The organism is Bacillus sp. AF62 (genome assembly GCF_050312695.1).
GTDB classification, from domain to species: domain Bacteria; phylum Bacillota; class Bacilli; order Bacillales; family Bacillaceae_G; genus Bacillus_A; species Bacillus_A cereus.
The window spans coordinates 127,542-149,714 of record NZ_JBNPJZ010000084.1 but is presented as its reverse complement, the minus strand read 5'-3'; the positions used below and the strand labels follow the sequence as shown (position 1 = coordinate 149,714).

Here is a 22,173-nt window from a genome sequence, read left to right as displayed (position 1 = left end):
ATGCGGATATTAGGTTTAGATGTAGGTACAAAAACAGTCGGAGTTGCAATTAGCGACGAAATGGGCTGGACAGCACAAGGATTAGAAACAATTAAGATTAACGAAGAACGAGGTCACTTTGGTTTTGATCGTATTTCTGAGTTAGTAAAGCAGTACAATGTGGATAAAATAGTAGTAGGTTTACCTAAAAATATGAATGGTACAATTGGCCCACGTGGTGAAGCGTGCCAACAATTTGCAGAAAACCTACGAGAGCTGTTACAATTAGACGTTGTAATGTGGGACGAGCGTTTGTCAACGATGGCAGCGGAACGTCTACTCATTTCAGCTGATGTAAGTCGTAAGAAGCGAAAACAAGTAATCGATAAGATGGCTGCAGTCGTAATCTTACAAGGATTTTTAGATAGTAAATAAGAGGTGACCAAAATGGAAGAAAATCAAATTACAATTGTAGACGAAAAAGGTAACGAACATTTATGTGAAATTATTTTCACTTTTGATGCTGAAAAATTTGGTAAAAAATCATATGTAGTCTTCTCTCCAATCGGTGAAGTAGACGAAGATGGAGATCCAATTTATGATGCAATGGCTTATGAGCAAAATGAAGAAGAGGGCGGAAGCTTACTTCCAATCGAATCTGAAGAAGAGTGGGAAATGGTACAAGAAATGTTCAACACTCTTGCTGATGAGCAAGAAGCTGAATAATAGGTACTGAAAAGATGGACGACATACAGTCCATCTTTTTTTGTATTTATATGTAAAATGAAAGATTTTTTGTCGAAACTGTGTAAGTCTTTGTAGTATAATGAGACGGATTGTAGAAAAATAAAGTGTCTATTAAAAAAGATAAGTGAATTTGTTGCGTTTTTACATCGTGCTGTATAGAAAGGTGTACATACGGTCTACAATTAAGTAAGGAGGAAATGTTTTGATAGAGAATCAAGTGAAAAAGAAGCGTAGACGCATCTTTTTATTTTCGATTATTGCACTGCTTTTAGTTTGTGGTTCAGTCTATGCGTATATTTCATCCGCATTAGGACCAGTTGATAGCGGGAATAAAAAAGAGATTGAAGTAGAAATTCCGAAAGGATCATCTACAAGTAAAATTGGAGAAATTTTAGAAGAAAAAGCCGCTGTAAAAAACGGTACAGTTTTTAGTTTTTATACAAAGGCTAAATCGAAAAGTTTACAAGCAGGTACATATTTATTAAACCCTTCAATGAATGCTGAAGATGTGATCGAACAAATGTCATCTGGCAACGTGCATCGTCCAGCTCTTTATAAAGTGACGATTAAAGAAGGGGCGCAAGTAACTGAAATTGCAGAAACGATTGCGACAGAACTAAAGTGGAATAAAGATGATGTTACGCGTCAATTAAACGATAAAGCATTTATTCAAAAAATGCAGCAAAAGTATCCGAAGTTATTAACGGATAAAATCTTTGATAGTAATATTAAATACCCATTAGAAGGTTATTTATATCCTGCAACGTATTCGTTTTATAAGAAAGATACAACGTTAGAAGAAATTGTAATTCCGATGCTTGAGAAAACAAATGCAATCATTGTTCAAAATGAGGCGAAAATGAAAGCGAAGAACTGGGATGTTCATCAGCTTTTAACATTATCTTCACTTATTGAAGAAGAGGCAACTGGTTTTACAGATCGTCAAAAGATCGCTAGTGTCTTTTATAATCGTTTAGCAAAAGGTATGCCGCTTCAAACGGATCCAACGGTATTATATGCACTTGGAAAGCATAAACAACGTGTATTATACGAAGACTTAAAGGTCAACTCACCGTACAATACGTATGTTGTAAAAGGATTGCCGGTAGGGCCGATCGCAAACTCTGGTAAACATTCAGTGGAAGCTGCGTTAGAACCTGCGCAAACAGATTATTATTATTTCTTAGCTGCACCAAGTGGTGAAGTGTACTATGCGAAAACATTAGAAGAGCATAATGCATTAAAGCAAAAATACATTACGAAAAAACAGTGAAATGGGGAGGGATAGCGAAAAAAGTCGCACATCCCTCTTTTTTGTGGTAAAATATATCGGGTTAAAAACTGGCAGAAGAATCGTTTTTAATATCAAAACGGGACGTACAAGCTAAGGGTAAAGCTGGCTTGTATTTTTATTGCATTCTATGTGGGAAAAGACGTCATAGAGGCACTTCTCCATGTAAATAAGGAGGACCATTTATGGAGGATGCAGTTAACGAGTACCTATTATCATTTATTGATCCGAAAGATAAATTAATTCTTGAAATGGAAGAATATGCAACAGAAAATCATGTGCCGATTATGGATCGACTTGGAATGGAATTTATGCTGCAATTTTTACGTTTAATTGGACCGAAAAGCATTTTAGAACTTGGAACAGCAATCGGTTATTCTAGTATTCGTATGATGCAAGCTATTCCAAATTCACGTATTGTGACAGTTGAGCGCAATCGTGAGCGATATGAAAAAGCACTTGAATATATAGAACGTTCCCCAGTAACAGATCGTATTTCAGTTATTTACGGTGATGCGTTAGAGACAGGTGAACAAGTAAAAGAACACGGGACATTTGACGTTATTTTTATTGATGCAGCAAAAGGACAGTATCGTCGCTTTTTTGACTTATATGAACCGTTATTAAATCCTGGTGGCGTAATTATTTCAGATAATGTTATGTACCATGGTCTTGTAACGACAAAAGAGAAGATTGAAAACAGACGTACACGTGGTTTAATCCGTCGTATTAAGACGTACAATGAGTGGCTTATGAACCATGAAGGATATGATACAACGATTTTCCCAATTGGTGATGGAGTAGCTGTTAGTAAAAAGAGAGGGTGACCAAGGTATGAAGAAACCTGAATTGTTAGTAACGCCAAGAGCGGTGGCGGATATCGAACTTCTTGCGAAAGCAGGAGCAGATGCGGTAATGATCGGTGAGCAAAAGTTTGGTTTACGTTTAGCAGGGGAGTTTTCACGTGAAGATGTAAAACAAACTGTGAAGATTGCGCATGAAAATGGTGTGAAAGTATACGTAGCAATGAACGCTATGTTCCACAACGATAAAGTAGAAGAATTAACAGATTACGTTTCATTTTTAAATGAAGTAAATGTAGATGCAATTGTTTTCGGAGATCCAGCAGTATTAATGGCTGTTCGCGAAGTAGCGCCAAATATGCAGTTGCACTGGAATACAGAAACGACAGCAACGAATTGGTTCACTTGTAATTACTGGGGACAAAGAGGAGCGAAGCGTGCTGTATTAGCTCGTGAGCTGAGCTTAGATGAAATTGTTGATTTAAAAGAAAATGCTGAAGTGGAACTAGAAGTACAAATTCACGGTATGACTTGTATGTTCCAATCGAAGCGTTCATTAGTAGGAAACTACTTTGAGTATCAAGGACGTAATCTTGACATTGAAAAGAAAAAATATGAAGAGAATATGTTCTTATATGACCCAGAGCGTAATAATAAATATCCAATCTATGAAGATGAAAATGGTACTCATATTATGAGTCCGAACGATATTTGTTTCATCGATGAATTAGAGGAACTAATCGAAGCTGAAGTTGACAGCTTAAAAATCGATGGTGTACTAAAAAGTTCTGAATACATTATTGAAGTAACGAAGAAATATCGTCAAGCGATTGATTTATGCGTAGAAGATCGTGATGCGTATTATGACGTGAAAGATGCTCTATATAAAGAAATAGAAGAAATGCAACCAGTAAATCGTCCGTTAGACACAGGATTCTTCTTTAAAGAAACGGTTTACTAAACGAGGAGGGTGTAGGAAATGACTGTACAAGAAATTTCACGAGTGATCGATGGCAAGCGCGTTATTGTGAAGAAACCTGAACTGTTAATCCCTGCGGGTAACTTAGAAAAATTAAAAGTAGCTATCCATTATGGGGCAGATGCTGTATATTTAGGTGGACAAGAATTTGGTCTTCGTTCGAATGCAGGTAACTTTACGCTGGAAGATATGGCAGAAGGCGTTGAATTTGCAAAGAAATATGGAGCGAAAATATATGTAACAACAAATATTTTCGCACATAATGAAAATATGGACGGGCTAGAGGAATATTTAAAAGGGATTGAAAAAGCTGGCGTAACGGGAATTATCGTTGCTGATCCGCTTATCATTGAGACGTGTAAACGTGTAGCGCCTTCTGTTGAGGTGCATTTAAGCACACAGCAATCACTATCCAACTGGAAAGCAGCACAGTATTGGAAAGAAGAAGGTTTACATCGTCTTGTATTAGCTCGTGAAGCAAGCTATGAAGAAATGAAAGAAATTAAAGACAAAGTGGATATTGAAATTGAAGCATTCGTCCATGGTGCAATGTGTATCGCATATTCAGGAAGATGTACACTAAGTAACCATATGACAGCGCGTGACTCTAATCGTGGCGGTTGTTGCCAATCTTGCCGCTGGGATTATGATTTAGTTCAAACAGTATCACAACATAAAGATGCAAAAGAGCTTCCTCTATTCCAAGAAGAAGATGCTCACTTTGCGATGAGTCCAAAAGATTTAAATTTAATTTTATCAATTCCGAAAATGATTGAAATTGGAATCGATAGTTTAAAGGTAGAAGGACGTATGAAATCAATCCATTACGTAGCGACTGTAGCAACTGTATATCGTAAAGTAATTGATGCTTATTGTGCGGATCCGGATAACTTTGAGTTTAAACAAGAATGGTTAGATGAGCTTGATAAATGTGCAAATCGTGATACAGCTCCTGCATTCTTTGAAGGGGTTCCAGGACATCAAGAGCAAATGTTTGGAAATCATAGTAAGAAAACAACGTATGATTTTGCTGGTTTAGTGTTAGATTATAATGAAGAAACGGGCATCGTAACGCTTGAGCAACGTAATCATTTCAAACCAGGACATGAAGTGGAGTTCTTTGGACCAGAAATAGAAAACTTTACGCAGACGGTGGAGAAAATTTGGGATGAGGATGGAAACGAATTAGATGCAGCGAGACATCCGTTGCAAATCGTGAAATTCAAAGTGGATCAACCAGTGTATGTGAATAATATGATGCGCAAAAGCATACTTCAATAAGAAAGAGTGGTAGTCGAATGGGGACGAATAAGCCTGTTGTAATTGGAATCGCTGGTGGTTCAGGATCAGGAAAAACAAGTGTAACGAAAGCGATTTTTGACCATTTTAAAGGTCATTCCATTTTAATCTTGGAGCAAGATTATTATTACAAAGATCAAAGCCATTTACCAATGGAAGAGCGTTTAAAAACAAATTATGATCATCCGCTTGCGTTTGATAATGATCTGTTAATTGAACATTTGCAGCAGTTGCTTGCATATGAGCAAATTGATAAGCCTGTATATGACTATACATTGCATACGCGTTCAGAAGAAATTATTCCAGTTGAGCCGAAAGATGTAATTATTTTAGAAGGAATTCTTATTTTAGAAGACCCACGTCTTTGTGAGTTGATGGACATTAAGTTATTCGTTGATACAGATGCTGACCTTCGTATTCTGCGCCGCATGCAGCGTGATATTAAAGAGCGCGGTCGTACGATGGATTCAGTTATTGATCAGTACGTAACTGTTGTACGTCCAATGCACAATCAATTTATTGAGCCTTCTAAGAAGTTTGCGGATATTATTATCCCTGAAGGTGGACAAAACCATGTTGCAATTGATATTATGGTGACAAAAATTGCAACAATTCTTGAACAAAAAGTAAATTTGTAATAGCATAGTAAAAGATATACGGTAGGAAGGGATTTTTTCCCTTCCCATCGAATACAATGAAACATGCAACCTCATCTATATATAGGTGAGGGCATATTTATATCAACTTTCCATACATATCTTCTTTATATAAAGAAGAATTGGAAATACGGGGTTGTATGTGACAACTCCGCTAGTGCGAGGGTACTAGAAACCTCCGCTAACAATGGAAGCGGAGGAGTTTTCATATGGAACTCCTCTTTTTTTCGGGGGATTGGTATATAAAAGGAGTGGAAAATATGTCAACAGAAAAAACATACCCTATGACGCAAGAGGGTAAGCAAAAACTAGAGAACGAACTTGAGCAATTAAAAACAGTAAGACGTAAAGAAGTAGTAGAACGTATTAAAATCGCACGTAGCTTCGGGGACCTTTCTGAGAACTCTGAGTACGATGCAGCAAAAGATGAGCAAGCGTTCGTAGAAGGACGTATTACACAATTAGAAAATATGATTCGTAATGCAGTTATCATTAAAGATACTGGCGAAGTATCAACTGTTGTTACATTAGGTAAAACAGTAACATTTAAAGAATTACCAAACGGAGATGAAGAAGCGTACACAATCGTAGGTAGCGCGGAAGCTGATCCATTTGAAGGAAGAATTTCTAACGATTCTCCAATCGCAAAAAGCTTATTAGGTAAGCAAATTGGTGAGAAAGTAACAATCCAAACACCAGGCGGGGAAATGCAAGTAGAGATTGTCTCTGTAAAATAATAAAAAAATCACTCGTGTAAAAACGAGTGATTTTTTTATTTGTATAAAAGATGAAACACTCCGTCCAAACTATAATAGACGAGGTGTTTTTTTATGAAAATAAAACGGAGAATTACAATTGTTTTAATTTGTTTTATGGGCATTATGTTTTTATTGCTTTGTCGTTTAATTCAAATCCAAATTATAGATACAGAATCATTTACTGATCGCAAAATAAATTTAATTGAAAAAAGTGTTACGCAACGTACGCAATACATTGCAGTAGACGATGGACGTGGGCAGTTTATAGATCGTAGTGGTAAAGAAATAGGTGAGGAAAAGTATCCTGTTTTAATTGTTTTTCCATTTTTACAAATAAAAAATGACATGTTAGAGAAAATCGCGCATATCATTGGTGTGTCGAGACAAGAGATCAGAAGACAAATGAAAAATAAAAAAAATGCATTTATACTGCAAGGGGAAACTGCTCCATTTCGAGTGACACGAGAGCAGATGGAGAAGGTGAATCAATTACATGTATTAGGTATTGTAGCAGCTGAAGTGCGATTAAAACAAACTGGGGAGATAAATCATTTAATTGGTGATGTAGGGGAGAACGAAAGAGAATTTCAAAAGCGATATGGAGAAGTGAAAAAAATTTCAAAACAAACGCCGATAGGTATTTCAGGATTACAGCAATCATTTGATGAATTTTTATTGACTGATGGAGAGGCAAAAGTATTGTATCAAGTAGATCGGCAAGGAGAACCAATTTTCGGAAAGCAAGCGAAGTATACTTCACCAGGAAATCCATTTTACCCAGTTAGGATTCAAACTACTTTACATAAAGGGTTGCAGCAAAAAGCAGAAGAAGTGATTGAAGCAAATGAAATAAAGAAGGGGGGATTAGTATTACTTGATGTAAAGACAAATGAAATATTAGCGATGGTCAGTAAGCCGTCTTTACAAGTAAGAGATAAGAATTTATATAAGACTACACTTGAAAATCAAATGTTAACGCCGCATTTTCCAGGCTCTGTTTTTAAAACAGTAGTTGCAGCTGCAGTCATTGATCAAAAAGTAAATTTGTTTAATCGGACATTTAATTGTAATAAAGATTTATATGGTGAAAACGACCCACAAGTTATGATGGGTACACTTAACTTCAAAGAGAGCTTTGCTAGGAGCTGTAACAGGACATTTTCCGAGTTAGGTAACGAGCTATTACAAAAGGATAGGACGGTGCTAGAAACATACGTAGCAGCTTTAGGAGCAAATGAAAAGGTTGGATGGAAAGGTTCTGTATTTCATACACCTCATTTCGAGCAAATGCCAGAAGAAAAAGGCACTACTATTTGGGGGAATGAAGAAAACAAAAATAGTAAAAAAGCGGTAGAGCAAACAGCGATTGGACAGAAAGATGTACGTATATCACCTCTAGCAATTGCAAATATGATGGCGACGATTGCGAGGAATGGAGAAAAAATGGAAGTGAAAGCTGTTGAAAAAATAGTATATAAAAATGGAGCGGATTTTTTTACATTTGAGAAACATACGTTACATGGAAAACAGCTTTCGTATGAAACAGTGAAAACATTACAAGAGTTATTAAGAGGCGTTGTAACAAGGGAGAAAGGAACAGGAACGGCATTCCGTTCGTTGCCGCTCAGTGTCGCTGGAAAATCGGGGACAGCGCAAACAGGGAAAGGGACGAGGGTGAATCGCTGGTTTGCAGGTTATTTTCCGTATGAGAATCCAAGATATGCTTTAGTTGTTGTTGATCTAGAGACGGATAACAAAGTGAATAAAGTCACACCTATTTTTAAAGATATGGTAGGAGCAATCTATCAATTGGAGAATGAAAAGTAATCTTGCAATTTATAGTGAATTGTTTTCATTTCATGAAAATATCATTGTAAATGTTCAACCTTTCTAGATTTAATGTTACAATAGCAATTAGGAAAAACTGCATGGAGGTTTGGAGAATGGCAGGAGGATCAAGATTCCAACAGAAACAACAAAAACGTCGTCAAAACGGTGTTTTAAATATTGCAATCGCTATTGTATTACTATTAGTAGCTATTGTAGCATATCAATTGTTCGTTCCTAGTACGAAAGAGCAAGCATCTTCTACTGATAAGAAAGTCTCTCAACAAACAACAAAGAATGAGAAAGCTGGAAAATCAGAAGATAAAGAATCTGCTAAGAAAAAAGAAAAAGAAAAAGAAAAAGAGCAAGCAGAAGCTAAGCAAAAAGCTGAAGAAGAGAAGTTAAAGGCTGAGGAAGAAAAGAAAAAAGCTGAAGAAGAAGCGAAAGCTAACGAGAAAGTATCAGCTGAAAAAACTGTATCCAAGGCAAAAGAGGCTTATACAAAACCTTCTTGGAAAGCTGTAGGAACAGAACAAGGTTCATCACCAGCGATGACGTTTAAACAGGGGTCATCAGATTGGAATGAGATGCAAAGTGCAATTGCTGCAGGTATTGAAGTACCGAAGGAGCAATTAGTATTCCATTTTGTTGGAAGAGACAAAACTGGAAAGAGTAAAGCTTATGGTGACGTTCAAGATAAGCAAAGTGGAAAAAGATATTACGTAAATATTGATTGGGTAGACAATGAGGGCTGGAAACCAGTACTTGTTCAAACTCTAAACTAAAAAAGAGAAGCTCCTTAGGAGCTTCTCTTTTTTAGTTAACGCAATTTCTTTAATTTAAAATGAACAACCGCGCTATAATACGGTCTTTTGCTTTCAGGATCCATAACCATTTGATGTGAGATGTGATGAACTTCAAGCATAAGTGCTTTATTATTATCGATTTGTTCACTAATTTTTCGTTCTAAAGAAGCTAAGTCTCCCGCTTCAAAAAATTCTACTTTATCTTCTAACATTTCAAAGGTAAATGACATGAAGACGGCCCCTCTCCTATGTAATCAACTATAGTGTAACAAAGAAAAGAAGGAAATACCATGTACATTTCAATTGACATTTTTAGAAAGAGGGAATATCATACTGATAAAACCGATAAGAAAAAGGGGAATTTTTATGGGCACAGAATTTAATGGTTTATTTGATGAGTGGGCTCATACGTACGACTCATTCGTACAAGGCGAAGATATACAATATAAAGAAGTTTTCGCCCATTATGAGGATATTCTAGAGGATGTAGTTAACAAGTCATTTGGTAATGTATTAGAATTTGGTGTCGGTACAGGTAATTTAACAAATAAATTATTACTTGCTGGCCGCACAGTTTACGGTATAGAACCGTCGCGTGAAATGCGTATGATTGCAAAAGAGAAATTGCCAAAAGAATTTTCGATTACAGAAGGTGATTTTCTTTCGTTTGAAGTCCCAAATTCAATTGATACCATTGTAAGCACCTATGCATTTCATCATTTAACAGATGATGAAAAAAATGTAGCGGTTGCGAAGTATAGTCAATTGCTAAACAAAGGTGGTAAAATAGTGTTTGCTGATACGATATTTGCAGATCAAGATGCATATGATAAAACTGTTGAAACAGCAAAACAAAGAGGTTTTCACCAGTTAGCAAACGATTTGCAAACGGAATACTATACACGTATTCCAGTTATGCAGACTATTTTTGAAAACAATGGCTTCCATGTAACGTTTACGAGATTAAATCATTTCGTTTGGGTAATGGAGGCAACTAAGCAATAGAAAGAGGGATTAGATTGAGAATTGCTGTAATTGGAGCAATGGAAGAAGAAGTACGTATTTTACGTGACAAATTAGAACAAGCAGAGACAGAAACGGTTGCAGGTTGTGAATTTACGAAAGGACTATTAGCAGGACATGAAGTAATCTTGTTAAAGTCTGGTATTGGTAAAGTAAACGCAGCGATGTCAACGACAATTTTATTAGAAAAATATAAGCCTGAAAAAGTAATTAATACTGGTTCAGCTGGTGGATTCCATCATTCTCTAAACGTTGGTGATGTAGTTATTTCCACTGAAGTTCGTCACCATGACGTAGATGTAACAGCATTTAACTATGAATATGGTCAAGTACCAGGAATGCCGCCTGGATTTAAAGCTGATGAGGCGTTAGTTGCATTAGCTGAGAAATGTATGCAAACTGAAGAAAATATTCAAGTTGTAAAAGGCATGATTGCAACAGGCGATTCATTTATGAGTGATCCGAACCGCGTTGCAGCCATCCGTGATAAATTTGAAAATCTTTATGCGGTAGAAATGGAAGCAGCAGCTGTCGCACAAGTATGCCACCAATATGAAGTTCCGTTTGTTATCATTCGCGCACTTTCTGATATTGCTGGTAAAGAATCAAATGTTTCATTTGATCAGTTTTTAGATCAAGCAGCTCTTCATTCTACAAACTTTATCGTAAAAGTGTTAGAAGAGTTAAAGTAATGTAACAAAAAGGCAACTGTCTCATATAAAGAAAATACATACAGTTGCCTTTTCTTTATTGGCAAACAAGGGGGAGAACACGATGAATGTATATCGTGGAGTTCATGAGTTAATTGGTCATACACCAATTGTAGAAATTACTCGTTTTTCACTTCCGAAAGGGGTCCGCTTATTTGCAAAGCTTGAATTTTATAACCCAGGCGGAAGCGTTAAGGATCGTTTAGGAAGAGAATTAATCGAAGATGCGCTAGAAAAAGGGCTTGTTACCCAAGGTGGAACAATTATTGAACCGACTGCTGGGAATACTGGTATTGGACTGGCACTTGCAGCATTAGAACATGATTTACGTGTTATCGTTTGTGTACCAGAGAAATTTAGTATTGAAAAACAAGAATTAATGAAAGCACTAGGTGCAACGGTCGTCCATACACCGACTGAGCAAGGAATGACCGGTGCAATTGCAAAAGCAAAAGAATTAGTAAATGAAATACCGAATTCATACTCTCCAAGTCAGTTTGCGAATGAAGCAAACCCGCGTGCTTATTTCAAAACACTAGGTCCTGAACTTTGGGATGCACTGAATGGAGAGATTAACATATTTGTTGCTGGAGCAGGAACTGGCGGTACGTTTATGGGGACTGCATCTTATTTGAAAGAAAAAAATATAGATATTAAAACAGTTATCGTAGAGCCAGAAGGATCTATTTTAAATGGTGGTAAGGCTGGTTCACATGAGACCGAAGGAATTGGACTGGAATTTATCCCGCCATTTTTGAAGACATCTTATTTTGATGAAATTCATACGATTTCTGATCGAAATGCATTTTTACGAGTGAAAGAATTAGCGCAAAAAGAAGGACTTCTCGTTGGGAGCTCTTCAGGAGCAGCATTTCATGCGAGTTTACTTGAGGCAGAGAAGGCAGCACCAGGTACAAATATTGTAACCATTTTTCCTGATAGTAGTGAGCGCTATTTAAGTAAAGACATATACAAAGGATGGGAATAAAAAATGAGAGCAAAGACAAAGTTAATTCATGGTATTCGCATAGGAGAACCTTCAACTGGATCTGTAAACGTACCGATCTATCAAACAAGTACGTACAAACAAGAAGCGGTTGGTAAGCATCAAGGATATGAATATTCACGTACAGGTAACCCAACACGTGCAGCTTTAGAAGAAATGATTGCTGTATTAGAAAATGGTCATGCTGGATTTGCATTCGGTTCTGGAATGGCTGCTATTACAGCGACAATTATGTTGTTCTCAAAAGGTGACCACGTTATTTTAACAGATGATGTTTATGGTGGAACGTATCGTGTTATTACGAAAGTATTAAACCGCTTCGGTATTGAACATACATTTGTAGACACAACAAACTTAGAGGAAGTTGTAGAAGCAATTCGTCCAAATACGAAAGCGATCTATGTGGAAACACCAACGAACCCATTACTAAAAATTACTGATATTAAGAAAATATCTACTCTTGCTAAAGAGAAAGATTTATTAACAATTATTGATAATACATTCATGACGCCATATTGGCAGTCGCCGATTTCTTTAGGAGCAGACATTGTACTTCATAGTGCAACGAAATATTTAGGAGGTCATAGTGACGTAGTTGCAGGTCTAGTAGTGGTAAATAGCCCACAACTAGCAGAAGACCTTCACTTTGTACAAAACTCAACAGGAGGTATTCTTGGACCACAAGATAGCTTCTTACTACTTCGCGGTTTAAAAACATTAGGAATTCGTATGGAAGAACATGAAACGAATTCACGCGCTATTGCTGAATTCTTAAATAATCATCCAAAAGTAAATAAAGTATATTACCCAGGTCTTGAATCACATCAAAACCATGAATTAGCAACAGAACAAGCAAATGGATTTGGTGCTATTATTTCGTTTGATGTAGATAGTGAGGAAACATTAAATAAAGTACTTGAGAAACTGCAATACTTTACACTTGCTGAAAGCTTAGGAGCAGTAGAAAGTTTAATTTCTATCCCATCTCAAATGACACATGCATCAATCCCAGCGGATCGCCGTAAAGAATTAGGAATTACAGATACATTAATTCGTATTTCTGTCGGTATTGAAGATGGTGAAGATTTAATTGAAGATTTAGCACAAGCGCTAGCGTAATAAAAAATGCACTGCTAATGTGGAGCAGTGCATTTTTATTATGTTAATTTGTGAAATATTTCACAAATTAGACATACACAAATGAAATAATTTCATGTATATTGAATTCATGAAATGTTATTCACGAGTAAACTTGTGAAATGTTTCACAAACAATGGGATTCATGTAGGACGGTAACTCTATTTTTTTTCGCTAATCGGGACTTATTATGACCTGTAGGGACTTATAAAGACCGTGATAACAGAATAGGAGGAAATTTACATGGTAGTCAAAGAGAAAGTTGTCAATGAAATGCAAGAGGTAAAAGAGATGATTGATACGTTAGTAAATAACGGTCAACAAGCTTTACAAGCATTAGAAAGTTTTACACAAGAGCAGATTGACAACATTGTTCATGAAATGGCATTAGCAGGTGTTGATCAACATATGCCACTTGCAAAATTGGCTGTTGAAGAAACAGGCCGTGGTGTCTATGAAGACAAATGCATTAAAAATATTTTTGCCACTGAATATATTTGGCATAGTATAAAGCAAGATAAAACGGTAGGAATTATTCACGAAGATCCTCATGAAGAAATAATAGAAATTGCAGAACCTGTCGGTGTAGTAGCTGGGGTAACACCAGTAACGAATCCAACGTCGACAACAATGTTTAAAGCGTTGATTGCGATAAAAACGAGAAATCCAATTATTTTCGCATTTCATCCTTCTGCACAAAATTGTTCGGTGGCAGCAGCGAAAACCGTATATGATGCAGCAATGAAAGCTGGTGCACCAAAACATTGTATTCAATGGATTGAAAGACCGTCTGTCGAAGCGACGAAACAATTAATGAACCATGAGGGTGTGGCACTCGTTCTAGCAACTGGAGGCGCTGGTATGGTGAAATCAGCTTACTCTACTGGAAAACCAGCGCTAGGTGTAGGTCCTGGTAATGTACCGTGTTATATAGAAAAATCAGCACATGTAAAACGAGCTGTTAATGATTTGATTTTATCGAAAACATTTGATAACGGTATGATTTGTGCATCGGAACAAGCAATCATTGTCGATAAAGAAATCTATGATGATGTTAAAACAGAAATGATCGAAAACAATTGTTACTTTGTAACAGAAGAAGAAAGAAAAAAATTAGAAAAGCTCGTTATAAATGAAAATACATGTGCAGTAAATAGTGATATTGTAGGAAAATCAGCACAGTATGTTGCCGAATTAGTTGGGATTACTGTTCCTGAACATACAAAAATGCTTGTAGCTGAAATTCAAGGTATTGGAGCAGCATACCCGTTATCTCGTGAGAAACTGAGCCCAGTATTAGCCTGTGTGAAGGCGAATTCATTAGAAAAAGGATTTACATATTGCGAAGAAATGTTGAACCTCGGTGGTTTAGGACATTCAGCAGTTATTCATTCTACAAATAAAGAAGTGCAAAAGCAATTTGGATTACGTATGAAAGCTTGCCGTCTCATTGTAAATGCACCTTCATCACAAGGTGGAATAGGGGATATATATAACGGATTTATTCCATCACTTACACTTGGTTGTGGTTCTTACGGAAAAAATTCAGTTTCCCAAAATGTAACAGCGACTCATTTATTAAATATAAAAAGGCTGGCAAATAAAAAAAAGAATATGCAGTGGTTCAAATTGCCGCCAAAAATTTATTTTGAAAAACATGCTACAGCGTATTTAGCAAATATGCCTAACATTTCACGTGCATTTATTGTAACGGATCCTGGAATGGTTGAACATGGCTATGTGGATACAGTCACGCACTATTTAAACAAGCATGCAAATGATGTGAAAATTGAAGTTTTCTTTGAGGTCGAACCAGATCCATCAGATGAAACTGTCTTTAAAGGTGCGGAAATGATGAGAAGCTTTAAGCCAGATGTAATTATCGCACTTGGTGGTGGTTCAGCTATGGATGCAGCAAAAGGAATGTGGTTATTCTATGAGCATCCAGAAACGACATTCTATGGCATTAAACAGAAGTTTTTAGATATAAGAAAACGTACATGTAAATATCCGGAATTAGGAAATAAGGCGCAGTTTGTTGCGATTCCAACAACATCAGGAACAGGATCAGAAGTGACACCATTTGCGGTTATTACAGATAAGAAAAATAATATAAAGTATCCGCTCGCAGATTATGAATTAACACCAGATGTAGCAATTGTTGATCCACAATTTGTAATGACAGTACCACCACATGTAACAGCAGATACTGGTATGGATGTTTTAACACATGCAATTGAGGCGTATGTGTCTGTTATGGCAAATGACTATACAGATGGATTAGCATTAAAAGCTATTGATCTCGTATTCAAATATTTACCGAGAGCATATAAAGATGGAAATGATGAAGAAGCACGGGAAAAAATGCATAACGCTTCTGCAATTGCAGGGATGGCATTTGCAAATGCTTTTCTAGGTATTAATCACAGCTTAGCACATAAAATTGGTCCAGAATTCCATATTCCGCACGGACGTGCAAATGCAATTCTTATGCCGCATGTAGTCCGCTATAATGCTATTAAGCCAAGAAAACACGCATTGTTCCCAAAATATGAGCACTTTGTAGCAGATGAACGCTATGCACATATTGCGAGAATGCTCGGGCTTCCAGCAAGCTCAGTAGCAGAAGGTGTGGAATCACTCGTCAAAGCAATTATTGAGCTTGGAAAAAGCTTAAATATTAATATGAGTATTGCAGGACAAGGGGTAGATAAAGAGCAATTTGAAGAGGTTGTTGGAGTATTAGCAGAAAGAGCTTTTGAAGATCAATGTACAACTGCTAATCCAAAGTTACCGCTTATTTCAGAGCTGAAAGAAATTTATATGGAAGCATATAAAGGTGAATAATGATTAAAAAAGAGCCGCAGAAAGCGGCTCTTTTTTTGTTGGAAAACATCTCCCAGAATGGCTGTATTTACTGGTCTTTCAGTTTCATAGAATATGATAAAGTGAAATGGAGGAGTGAGAATATAATGAAAGAATTACAAGGAAAAATAGAAGATTATACTCGGTTCGGACAAATTCTTCTCGCTGTAAGTACATTGTTAATGGTTGGCTTGTTGATTCCGGATGGAGCAAAAGAGACAATCCAATTTTTTGTTATGATGGGGAGCATCGTTATATTTTTAAGTTTATCGTTCTTTTTCTTTCAGCGTGTGAAAGTGATGCGTGACCAGTTAGAGGAAAACGAATGTGAATAATATTGTTAACTAGAGCGCGGCGAAAAGAAAGAATCTTTTTGTCGCGCTTTTTGTTTTTTGTAGAAAAATGTATGCGTTTCATGTTGACAATGATAATCCTTATCAATTAAAGTAGAATAGTAGTTAATGATTATCATTATCAATTAGAGGTGAAGGAATGAAAAAATCTATTACGCTATTTACAGCGATTTTATCTATTTTTTTCTTGTTAATAGGTTGCAGTGCCAAAGGGGACGAGAAAGCGTCTGCAACCAAAACAGAAAAAGGAAAAGAAAAAATCGAAATTACCGACCTGTCAGGGAGAAAGGTAACATTCGATAAAGTACCAGAAAGTTTTGCAACATTAAGTATGGGAGACATGGATATTATTCATGCTTTAGGTGGAAAAGTAGTAGGTCGTCCGGATACGAAATTAACTCTTCCAGAGGAGTTAAAGAAAGCAAAAGTAATCGGGAATGCACATCAACCGAACTTTGAGCAAATTGCTAGTTTAAAACCCGATGTACTTGTTGCTAACAATGGATTCCAAAAGAATGTGCCAACGGTTGAAGGACAGGGAACGAAAGTAATCATTTCTTCTGCGAATTCTGTACAAGATATTCAAAAGAATATTGAATTATATGGAACGGTAATGAAGAAAGAAGATAAAGCAAAAGAACTTAATCAAAAAATCAATGATCAAATGAAGAAATATGAGAAAAAGAGCGATGTGAAAGCATTGCTAGTGTATGGCGCACCAGGTACTTATTTAGCGGCATTACCAACATCTTTATCAGGTGATGTTTTAGAAAAAACAGGCGGGAAAAATATTGCTTCTGATTTTCCAGAAACGAAAGAATATCCGCAATATGCACAGCTAAGTGTAGAACGTATTATTGAGGCGAATCCAGATGTCATTTATTTAATTACACACGGAGATCCAAAAAGTGTGAAAAAAGCATTCGAAGGCGAAATGAGGAAAAATGAAGCGTGGAAAAATTTAGATGCAGTAAAACAAAACCGCGTAGTTATTTTGCCACCTGATTTATTTGGATCTAATCCTGGGACAAAAGTTACAGAAGCAATGGACTTTATGTATAAAAGTATACAAGATGTAAGGAAATGATACGTATGGAAAGTAGTGAAGTAGTAAGAGAAAAGGAACATCCTTTTGCGAAAAAAAGATGGATAATAGCAGTTACTTTAGTTGTATTAACAATTCTAGGCCTCTTTTACGGACTTTTCGCAGGAAGTTTATCTTTTTCTGTACGAGACATTCTAACAGGTATACAAGATGAAGGTTCGACAGTTCATCGAATTGTATGGGATCTTCGCATACCGAGAGTTCTCGTTGGGTTTATAGTAGGAACATGTTTAGCTGCATCTGGTACACTGCTGCAAGGGGTTATGAGAAACCCTCTTGCAGATCCTGGTATTATCGGGGTTTCATCTGGAGCAGGCCTTGTAGCAATTGTCATCATGATTTTATTCCCACAATATCTAGCTTTTTTACCACTAGGGGCGTTTTTAGGAGCTTTCATAACAGCGATGGTTATTTATGCTTTATCATGGCAAAAAGGGGCACCACCTTCAAGAATTGTCTTAGTAGGAGTGTCAATCAATGCATTAATTGGTGCAGCAACGTCAGCTTTAATGTTATTACATAGTGACAAAGTACAATCCGTGTTACCGTGGCTAGCGGGCGGCATTGGTGGTGTAAGTTGGGCACATTTAAACATGATTATTTATTATGCAATATTCGCCATTATATTAGCTTTCTTTGGTATTAAGCATATTCGAGTGTTAATGCTTGGAGATGAAATGGCAAAACTATTAGGACATAATGTGGAAAAAAGTCGGTTTTATTTAATCGTAGTAAGTACATTATTAGCTGGAATTGCGGTAAGTGTGTCTGGTCTTATTGGATTTGTCGGTCTTGTCGTACCACATATGCTACGTTTATTAGTTGGAAATGATTATAGATATTTGCTACCTTTATCATGCCTTGGCGGCGGGGTATTACTTGTTTTTGCAGATGCAATAGCTCGAAGTTGGTTTGACCCAATCGAATTGCCTGTTGGTATTTTACTGTCCTTCTTAGGTGGTCCTTTCTTCTTATATTTAATTCATAGAGGAGGAAAACAACGTGATTTCCGTTAACAAAGTGTTTTATGCACACTCTGAAAGATTTCAAATGCAAAATATGAATGTACATATTAAGGCTGGAGAAATCGTTAGTTTAATTGGTCCGAATGGAACGGGAAAATCTACTTTGCTTCGTTTAATAGCAAGGCTACTGAAACAAAGCGAAGGGGACATCATTTTAGATGGGAAAAATATTCATATGATGAAGAGTGGTGATGTAGCGAAGCAATTAGCGATGTTACCACAAATGCATGATCATCAATTAGATTTGACAGTGAAAGAACTAATTGAGTTCGGAAGAGGTCCACATAAATCATGGAGTAGCCGCTTAAATAAAGAAGATGAAGAAATTGTTGATTGGGCATTGTCTGTTACAAATCTTGAAGGGTATGAATATCGTCTTTTACATTCTTTATCAGGAGGGGAACGGCAACGTGCTTGGATTGCGATGACGCTAGCGCAACGTACAAATGTTTTATTATTGGATGAACCAACAACCTTTTTAGATATCGTTCACCAGTTGGAAGTAATGGAACTTGTGAAACGATTAAATGAGGAGTTTGGAATGACAATTATAATGGTTTTACATGACATTAACCAAGCTGCTCAATATAGCGATCGTTTACTTGTATTAAAGCGAGGAAAGATTCAGTATGATGGTATACCAGAAGAAGTACTATGCCATGAAATGTTTCAACATGTATTTGGCATAGATGTAGATATTTTTCAAGGAAATGACAAACCGTTTTTTACACCGAAACGAATTTCTAGAAGGGGAGAAGAGCGATGCAAACAGAAGAGCGTATTACCACTGAATTAGTAAGAGAATTTGTTATGGCAGCTCACGGGGATTTAGAGAAAGTACAAGAGCTATTGGTTGAATCACCAAGCTTACTTCACGCCTCTTATAATTGGGGTGGATCAGATTGGGAAAGTGCGTTAGGCGCATCGGCACATGTAGGTCGTAAAGATATTGCTCTTTATTTACTAGAAAAGGGTGCTCGGATGGATATTTTTGCAGCAGCTATGCTTGGTGAATTAGAAGTTGTACAAGCTATTTTAGTAGCTCAACCAGAAGCATTGCGTGCATCTGGCCCTCATGGTATTTCTCTTCTTCAACATGCACGAATGGGTGGAGAGAAATCTAAGCGTGTATATGATTATTTAGCAATACTATCTTAATGAACGAAGGAAGTTCTTATGTGCGGTAAACTTTTCACTTGAAACAATTGGAAAGTTTACCGCCCGTTAGAACGGGATAAGTATCTAGTATATTTGAAAATCCTACACCCCCCTCAATTGTAGTTTTCTTTATGCTAGTTATGATATGGATGCAGTGGACAATATTTGTCTACTGCTTTTTTAGTTATTAAGAATGAATATTCTGTATTTTATTGTTGGTTCATTTATCCCGCTATTTTCCAGGCAGTAAGACTCCCGCCTAAAAATTCGGCTAAAGCAAAGAAGTTAGACGGGAGATCCACTGCCCGTAAACGCCTGGTTGGTGAAGGCTAATAATCAGTGGGGATGAACAAAATTTCCCACTGATTAAAGTTTCACTTTATAATAAATAGTAACATTTCGTATACACACAAAACGTGATCGTGAAATGAAGAAAAAATTAGTGGAAAGGAGTGCCAGCATGTTTCATACAGAACGTTTACAAATTCGCAAATATACAATGGATGATTTACAGTTCTACGCTTCACTATGGGGGAACGAGAAGGTAATGCGTTATATTGGAAATGGGACGTTAAAAACATATATGCAGTGTAAAAAAAGTCTGGAGGAATGGGTGATTCCTAGCTATAAAAACGGTCTCGGTTTATTTGTATTGATTGAAAAGGAAACGGGAACAAGAATTGGTCATGCAGGGCTGGTAAAGCAGAAGATAGATGGAAAAGAGGAAATTGAAATTGGTTATTGGTTACTTCCTCAGTATTGGGGAAAAGGGTATGCAAAAGAAGCAGCGGCAGCATTTCGTGACTACGGTTTCCAAGCATTACGAATGAATAAATTAATTTCTCTTATTAATCCGAATCATCCCGCCTCAATATTTGTTGCTAGAAAAACCGGGCTCAGCTATGAGAAAACAACGTCATTTCATGGAATCGATGTTCTAGTTTATTCTATTAAGCGTGTTGGATGAAAAAATTACTTTTTTAAAGGTAAATTGCATTTTTTGAAGAATGGTATATGAAAATAAAGGGAGGGATTACATGTACATTTATCATAATGGACTTATTATTCGTGAGGGAACGAGTAGCGTACCAGCATATGCAATTAAAGCTTTGTTTGAAGATGCCGGTTGGAGTAATGATAATATCCCTTCTTGGCAAATTGAAAAATTTACGATAGCATTCGAAAATTCAACATGGGCTTTCACAATTTGGGATGAGGAAGAGATGGTTGCGATGGTTAGAGTCATTTCTGATGGAATTATGATTGCGAACATAGTAAATTTAGTTGTGAAGTGTGAATATAGAGGGAAGGGATTAGGTAAGAAGCTTGTAGCTCTTTGCCTGCAAAAACTTCCCCACGGTGATTGGTTTGCGCATACATCAGCGAACAATTTTGATTTTTATAGAAGTTGTGGATTTGAAGTTAGAGAGCTATCAAGAAATGGAACATGTGCGTATTATGGATACCAAGTCGCGAAAAGAGATGGTCACCGATAAATGAATGGAAAGTAAAAAAGTATAGCGAGGTAATTTTGAGACTTTTGATAATAGAGAATGGATTAAGGCTCGTTTTATGCTAAAATAAAAGAAAATTCTGTTTATTATTAGGGGGATAAAAATGAGTGTAAAAGCTGGGGATGTATTTAAATATGAAAGAAGATTTACTGAGGAAGAAGTTTTTGAATTTGCAAATATTACCGGTGATAAAGGTAGACACCATGTGGAATACGATGAAAATGGAAGATTAATGGTTCATGGTTTATTGACTGCTAGCATTGGAACGAAAGTGGGAGAAGAGTTACATTACATAGCAAGAGAATTAGTAAGTGAGTTTATTAGACCAGTTTTCACAGGAGATACGATCACTTGTGAACTAACTTTAACAAATGTTGAGCAAATGGAAGGCTATAAAAAAGTTTCAATCGAGTCAGTTTATCGCAATCAGCATGAAAAGACTGTACTAGTTGGGACAAGTTATGGAATTATAAGGGGATAAAAAAGAAGCCTGTTTAACAGGCTTCTTTTTTTTGTTATTTAATAAACACGTTTTCGATTTTCCGCATAACTAGAGATGAGTAATAATGCAGTTTCTTCTCCTATATTACGAACAATATGAGGAACGCATGCATTCCATGAGAAAGAATCACCTTCTTCTACAATTGCAATATCTTCACCGTGCTGAACTTCTAGTTTTCCGCGTAATACAAGGTGACATTCTTCCCCTTCATGGGCATTTGGTGAGTTTTCTTTCGGGAATCCAGTAGGGATTTCTACTAAAGATAGGCGAAGGCCCCCTTGCTCCGCAACATGTTCAATTCTTTGCTCATCTTTGCCGTATACACTGTATTTCCGTTCTTCTTTTTTGACAATTTTTAATCGATCTTTTTGCTCTAACAATAAATAGGGAAGGGGAACGTTTAAAAAATTGGAGATCGTTTCTAAAGTTGAGATAGATGGTGATGTTTTATTATTTTCAACCTGACTCATAAATCCTTTAGAAAGACCTGTTCCCTCGCAAATTTGTGCAATTGTTATGCCTCTACGTTGACGAATTTCACGTATTGCAGAACCAATATTCATAAAATCAAGCTCCTTTTTGTAAACAACTATTTGTATCATAGCAAAAAAAATATATTTTTTCCCAGTG

The 22,173-nt window shown here is 36.6% G+C and carries 25 protein-coding genes; 23 read left to right on the top strand and 2 right to left on the bottom strand.

Annotated features, from left to right (window positions below):
* From ruvX to ACQRBL_RS21800, 10 genes are all read left to right on the top strand, one after another.
* Positions 1-414 (top strand): Holliday junction resolvase RuvX, encoded by a 414-nt coding sequence (gene ruvX / locus ACQRBL_RS21845; protein WP_001221193.1) that lies wholly within the window; start codon positions 1-3, stop codon positions 412-414.
* A 12-nt stretch (positions 415-426) separates the two neighbouring features.
* A complete protein-coding gene (locus tag ACQRBL_RS21840) occupies positions 427-705 on the top strand; it encodes a DUF1292 domain-containing protein (protein WP_000392245.1) in 279 nt (92 codons plus the stop codon).
* 223 nt (positions 706-928) lie between these two features.
* Positions 929-1,999 (top strand): endolytic transglycosylase MltG, encoded by a 1,071-nt coding sequence (gene mltG / locus ACQRBL_RS21835; protein WP_411995651.1) that lies wholly within the window; start codon positions 929-931, stop codon positions 1,997-1,999.
* Positions 2,000-2,202: 203 nt separating this feature from the next.
* Positions 2,203-2,844, top strand: a complete 642-nt coding sequence (locus ACQRBL_RS21830) for an O-methyltransferase (RefSeq protein WP_000389102.1) — start codon at positions 2,203-2,205, stop codon at positions 2,842-2,844.
* A gap of 7 nt (positions 2,845-2,851) precedes the next feature.
* Entirely contained in the window at positions 2,852-3,781 is a 930-nt protein-coding gene (locus tag ACQRBL_RS21825; RefSeq protein WP_000742793.1) for a peptidase U32 family protein, read from the top strand.
* A gap of 18 nt (positions 3,782-3,799) precedes the next feature.
* The gene (locus ACQRBL_RS21820; protein WP_000217961.1) at positions 3,800-5,080 is read left to right on the top strand and encodes a peptidase U32 family protein; all 1,281 of its coding nucleotides are present in this window, start codon (positions 3,800-3,802) and stop codon (positions 5,078-5,080) included.
* Between the two features lie 17 nt (positions 5,081-5,097).
* Positions 5,098-5,736, top strand: a complete 639-nt coding sequence (gene udk, locus ACQRBL_RS21815) for a uridine kinase (protein WP_000537080.1) — start codon at positions 5,098-5,100, stop codon at positions 5,734-5,736.
* Between the two features lie 278 nt (positions 5,737-6,014).
* On the top strand, positions 6,015-6,491 hold the full coding sequence (gene greA, locus ACQRBL_RS21810; RefSeq protein WP_000102591.1) for a transcription elongation factor GreA: 477 nt from the start codon (positions 6,015-6,017) through the stop codon (positions 6,489-6,491).
* 93 nt (positions 6,492-6,584) lie between these two features.
* Positions 6,585-8,339, top strand: coding sequence for a peptidoglycan D,D-transpeptidase FtsI family protein (locus ACQRBL_RS21805; protein ID WP_411995650.1), 1,755 nt, complete (start codon positions 6,585-6,587; stop codon positions 8,337-8,339).
* A gap of 116 nt (positions 8,340-8,455) precedes the next feature.
* On the top strand, positions 8,456-9,124 hold the full coding sequence (locus ACQRBL_RS21800; protein ID WP_017763609.1) for a YrrS family protein: 669 nt from the start codon (positions 8,456-8,458) through the stop codon (positions 9,122-9,124).
* A 35-nt stretch (positions 9,125-9,159) separates the two neighbouring features.
* Here ACQRBL_RS21800 and ACQRBL_RS21795 read toward each other — a convergent pair whose 3' ends face one another.
* Positions 9,160-9,375 carry a YrzA family protein gene (locus ACQRBL_RS21795; protein WP_000010984.1) on the bottom strand — a complete coding sequence of 72 codons (216 nt, stop codon included), beginning with the start codon at positions 9,373-9,375 and terminating at the stop codon, positions 9,160-9,162.
* A 136-nt stretch (positions 9,376-9,511) separates the two neighbouring features.
* On the opposite strand from ACQRBL_RS21795, the gene ACQRBL_RS21790 reads away from it, so the two are divergent.
* The 13 genes from ACQRBL_RS21790 to ACQRBL_RS21730 all read left to right on the top strand — a co-directional run bounded on the left by ACQRBL_RS21790 (position 9,512) and on the right by ACQRBL_RS21730 (position 21,522).
* Complete coding sequence (locus tag ACQRBL_RS21790; protein WP_000536323.1) at positions 9,512-10,150, top strand: class I SAM-dependent DNA methyltransferase; 639 nt, start codon at positions 9,512-9,514, stop codon at positions 10,148-10,150.
* Positions 10,151-10,164: 14 nt separating this feature from the next.
* A complete protein-coding gene (mtnN, locus tag ACQRBL_RS21785) occupies positions 10,165-10,860 on the top strand; it encodes a 5'-methylthioadenosine/S-adenosylhomocysteine nucleosidase (protein WP_001217027.1) in 696 nt (231 codons plus the stop codon).
* A gap of 82 nt (positions 10,861-10,942) precedes the next feature.
* A complete protein-coding gene (locus tag ACQRBL_RS21780) occupies positions 10,943-11,866 on the top strand; it encodes an O-acetylserine dependent cystathionine beta-synthase (RefSeq protein ID WP_001103877.1) in 924 nt (307 codons plus the stop codon).
* Between the two features lie 3 nt (positions 11,867-11,869).
* Positions 11,870-13,003 carry a bifunctional cystathionine gamma-lyase/homocysteine desulfhydrase gene (locus ACQRBL_RS21775; RefSeq protein ID WP_001201921.1) on the top strand — a complete coding sequence of 378 codons (1,134 nt, stop codon included), beginning with the start codon at positions 11,870-11,872 and terminating at the stop codon, positions 13,001-13,003.
* Positions 13,004-13,264: 261 nt separating this feature from the next.
* Positions 13,265-15,868 (top strand): bifunctional acetaldehyde-CoA/alcohol dehydrogenase, encoded by a 2,604-nt coding sequence (gene adhE, locus ACQRBL_RS21770; RefSeq protein WP_411995649.1) that lies wholly within the window; start codon positions 13,265-13,267, stop codon positions 15,866-15,868.
* Positions 15,869-15,993: 125 nt separating this feature from the next.
* A complete protein-coding gene (locus ACQRBL_RS21765; RefSeq protein WP_000661454.1) occupies positions 15,994-16,221 on the top strand; it encodes a YrhC family protein in 228 nt (75 codons plus the stop codon).
* A gap of 157 nt (positions 16,222-16,378) precedes the next feature.
* The gene (locus ACQRBL_RS21760; RefSeq protein WP_097919782.1) at positions 16,379-17,326 is read left to right on the top strand and encodes an ABC transporter substrate-binding protein; all 948 of its coding nucleotides are present in this window, start codon (positions 16,379-16,381) and stop codon (positions 17,324-17,326) included.
* 5 nt (positions 17,327-17,331) lie between these two features.
* Positions 17,332-18,360 (top strand): FecCD family ABC transporter permease, encoded by a 1,029-nt coding sequence (locus ACQRBL_RS21755; RefSeq protein ID WP_411995660.1) that lies wholly within the window; start codon positions 17,332-17,334, stop codon positions 18,358-18,360.
* Positions 18,347-19,165, top strand: coding sequence for an ABC transporter ATP-binding protein (locus tag ACQRBL_RS21750; RefSeq protein WP_411995648.1), 819 nt, complete (start codon positions 18,347-18,349; stop codon positions 19,163-19,165). Before ACQRBL_RS21755 ends, ACQRBL_RS21750 begins: the two co-directional genes overlap by 14 nt.
* Entirely contained in the window at positions 19,132-19,527 is a 396-nt protein-coding gene (locus tag ACQRBL_RS21745; RefSeq protein WP_001192766.1) for an ankyrin repeat domain-containing protein, read from the top strand. The genes ACQRBL_RS21750 and ACQRBL_RS21745 overlap by 34 nt, the downstream gene beginning before the upstream one ends.
* Before the next feature lie 427 nt (positions 19,528-19,954).
* Entirely contained in the window at positions 19,955-20,494 is a 540-nt protein-coding gene (locus tag ACQRBL_RS21740) for a GNAT family N-acetyltransferase (RefSeq protein ID WP_002024815.1), read from the top strand.
* A gap of 70 nt (positions 20,495-20,564) precedes the next feature.
* Positions 20,565-21,023: a GNAT family N-acetyltransferase gene (locus ACQRBL_RS21735; RefSeq protein WP_000276127.1), complete on the top strand. Its 459-nt coding sequence runs from the start codon at positions 20,565-20,567 to the stop codon at positions 21,021-21,023.
* A 121-nt stretch (positions 21,024-21,144) separates the two neighbouring features.
* The gene (locus ACQRBL_RS21730) at positions 21,145-21,522 is read left to right on the top strand and encodes a MaoC/PaaZ C-terminal domain-containing protein (protein ID WP_000111564.1); all 378 of its coding nucleotides are present in this window, start codon (positions 21,145-21,147) and stop codon (positions 21,520-21,522) included.
* 38 nt (positions 21,523-21,560) lie between these two features.
* Here the strand turns inward: ACQRBL_RS21730 and ACQRBL_RS21725 are convergent, their stop codons facing one another.
* Positions 21,561-22,106 carry a helix-turn-helix domain-containing protein gene (locus ACQRBL_RS21725; RefSeq protein ID WP_001020693.1) on the bottom strand — a complete coding sequence of 182 codons (546 nt, stop codon included), beginning with the start codon at positions 22,104-22,106 and terminating at the stop codon, positions 21,561-21,563.
* Between the last annotated feature and the right edge of the window lie 67 nt (positions 22,107-22,173).

What these genes read in the sequence shown, in the direction of transcription:
- ruvX (WP_001221193.1), top strand. Translation starts at nt 1, where the DNA reads ATGCGGATATTAGGTTTAGATGTAGGTACAAAAACAGTCGGAGTTGCA.
- ACQRBL_RS21840 (WP_000392245.1), top strand. Translation starts at nt 427, where the DNA reads ATGGAAGAAAATCAAATTACAATTGTAGACGAAAAAGGTAACGAACAT.
- ACQRBL_RS21830 (WP_000389102.1), top strand. Translation starts at nt 2,203, where the DNA reads ATGGAGGATGCAGTTAACGAGTACCTATTATCATTTATTGATCCGAAA.
- ACQRBL_RS21825 (WP_000742793.1), top strand. Translation starts at nt 2,852, where the DNA reads ATGAAGAAACCTGAATTGTTAGTAACGCCAAGAGCGGTGGCGGATATC.
- ACQRBL_RS21820 (WP_000217961.1), top strand. Translation starts at nt 3,800, where the DNA reads ATGACTGTACAAGAAATTTCACGAGTGATCGATGGCAAGCGCGTTATT.
- udk (WP_000537080.1), top strand. Translation starts at nt 5,098, where the DNA reads ATGGGGACGAATAAGCCTGTTGTAATTGGAATCGCTGGTGGTTCAGGA.
- greA (WP_000102591.1), top strand. Translation starts at nt 6,015, where the DNA reads ATGTCAACAGAAAAAACATACCCTATGACGCAAGAGGGTAAGCAAAAA.
- ACQRBL_RS21805 (WP_411995650.1), top strand. Translation starts at nt 6,585, where the DNA reads ATGAAAATAAAACGGAGAATTACAATTGTTTTAATTTGTTTTATGGGC.
- ACQRBL_RS21800 (WP_017763609.1), top strand. Translation starts at nt 8,456, where the DNA reads ATGGCAGGAGGATCAAGATTCCAACAGAAACAACAAAAACGTCGTCAA.
- ACQRBL_RS21795 (WP_000010984.1), bottom strand. Translation starts at nt 9,375, where the DNA reads ATGTCATTTACCTTTGAAATGTTAGAAGATAAAGTAGAATTTTTTGAA.
- ACQRBL_RS21790 (WP_000536323.1), top strand. Translation starts at nt 9,512, where the DNA reads ATGGGCACAGAATTTAATGGTTTATTTGATGAGTGGGCTCATACGTAC.
- ACQRBL_RS21780 (WP_001103877.1), top strand. Translation starts at nt 10,943, where the DNA reads ATGAATGTATATCGTGGAGTTCATGAGTTAATTGGTCATACACCAATT.
- ACQRBL_RS21775 (WP_001201921.1), top strand. Translation starts at nt 11,870, where the DNA reads ATGAGAGCAAAGACAAAGTTAATTCATGGTATTCGCATAGGAGAACCT.
- adhE (WP_411995649.1), top strand. Translation starts at nt 13,265, where the DNA reads ATGGTAGTCAAAGAGAAAGTTGTCAATGAAATGCAAGAGGTAAAAGAG.
- ACQRBL_RS21765 (WP_000661454.1), top strand. Translation starts at nt 15,994, where the DNA reads ATGAAAGAATTACAAGGAAAAATAGAAGATTATACTCGGTTCGGACAA.
- ACQRBL_RS21760 (WP_097919782.1), top strand. Translation starts at nt 16,379, where the DNA reads ATGAAAAAATCTATTACGCTATTTACAGCGATTTTATCTATTTTTTTC.
- ACQRBL_RS21755 (WP_411995660.1), top strand. Translation starts at nt 17,332, where the DNA reads ATGGAAAGTAGTGAAGTAGTAAGAGAAAAGGAACATCCTTTTGCGAAA.
- ACQRBL_RS21745 (WP_001192766.1), top strand. Translation starts at nt 19,132, where the DNA reads ATGCAAACAGAAGAGCGTATTACCACTGAATTAGTAAGAGAATTTGTT.
- ACQRBL_RS21740 (WP_002024815.1), top strand. Translation starts at nt 19,955, where the DNA reads ATGAAGAAAAAATTAGTGGAAAGGAGTGCCAGCATGTTTCATACAGAA.
- ACQRBL_RS21735 (WP_000276127.1), top strand. Translation starts at nt 20,565, where the DNA reads ATGTACATTTATCATAATGGACTTATTATTCGTGAGGGAACGAGTAGC.
- ACQRBL_RS21730 (WP_000111564.1), top strand. Translation starts at nt 21,145, where the DNA reads ATGAGTGTAAAAGCTGGGGATGTATTTAAATATGAAAGAAGATTTACT.
- ACQRBL_RS21725 (WP_001020693.1), bottom strand. Translation starts at nt 22,106, where the DNA reads ATGAATATTGGTTCTGCAATACGTGAAATTCGTCAACGTAGAGGCATA.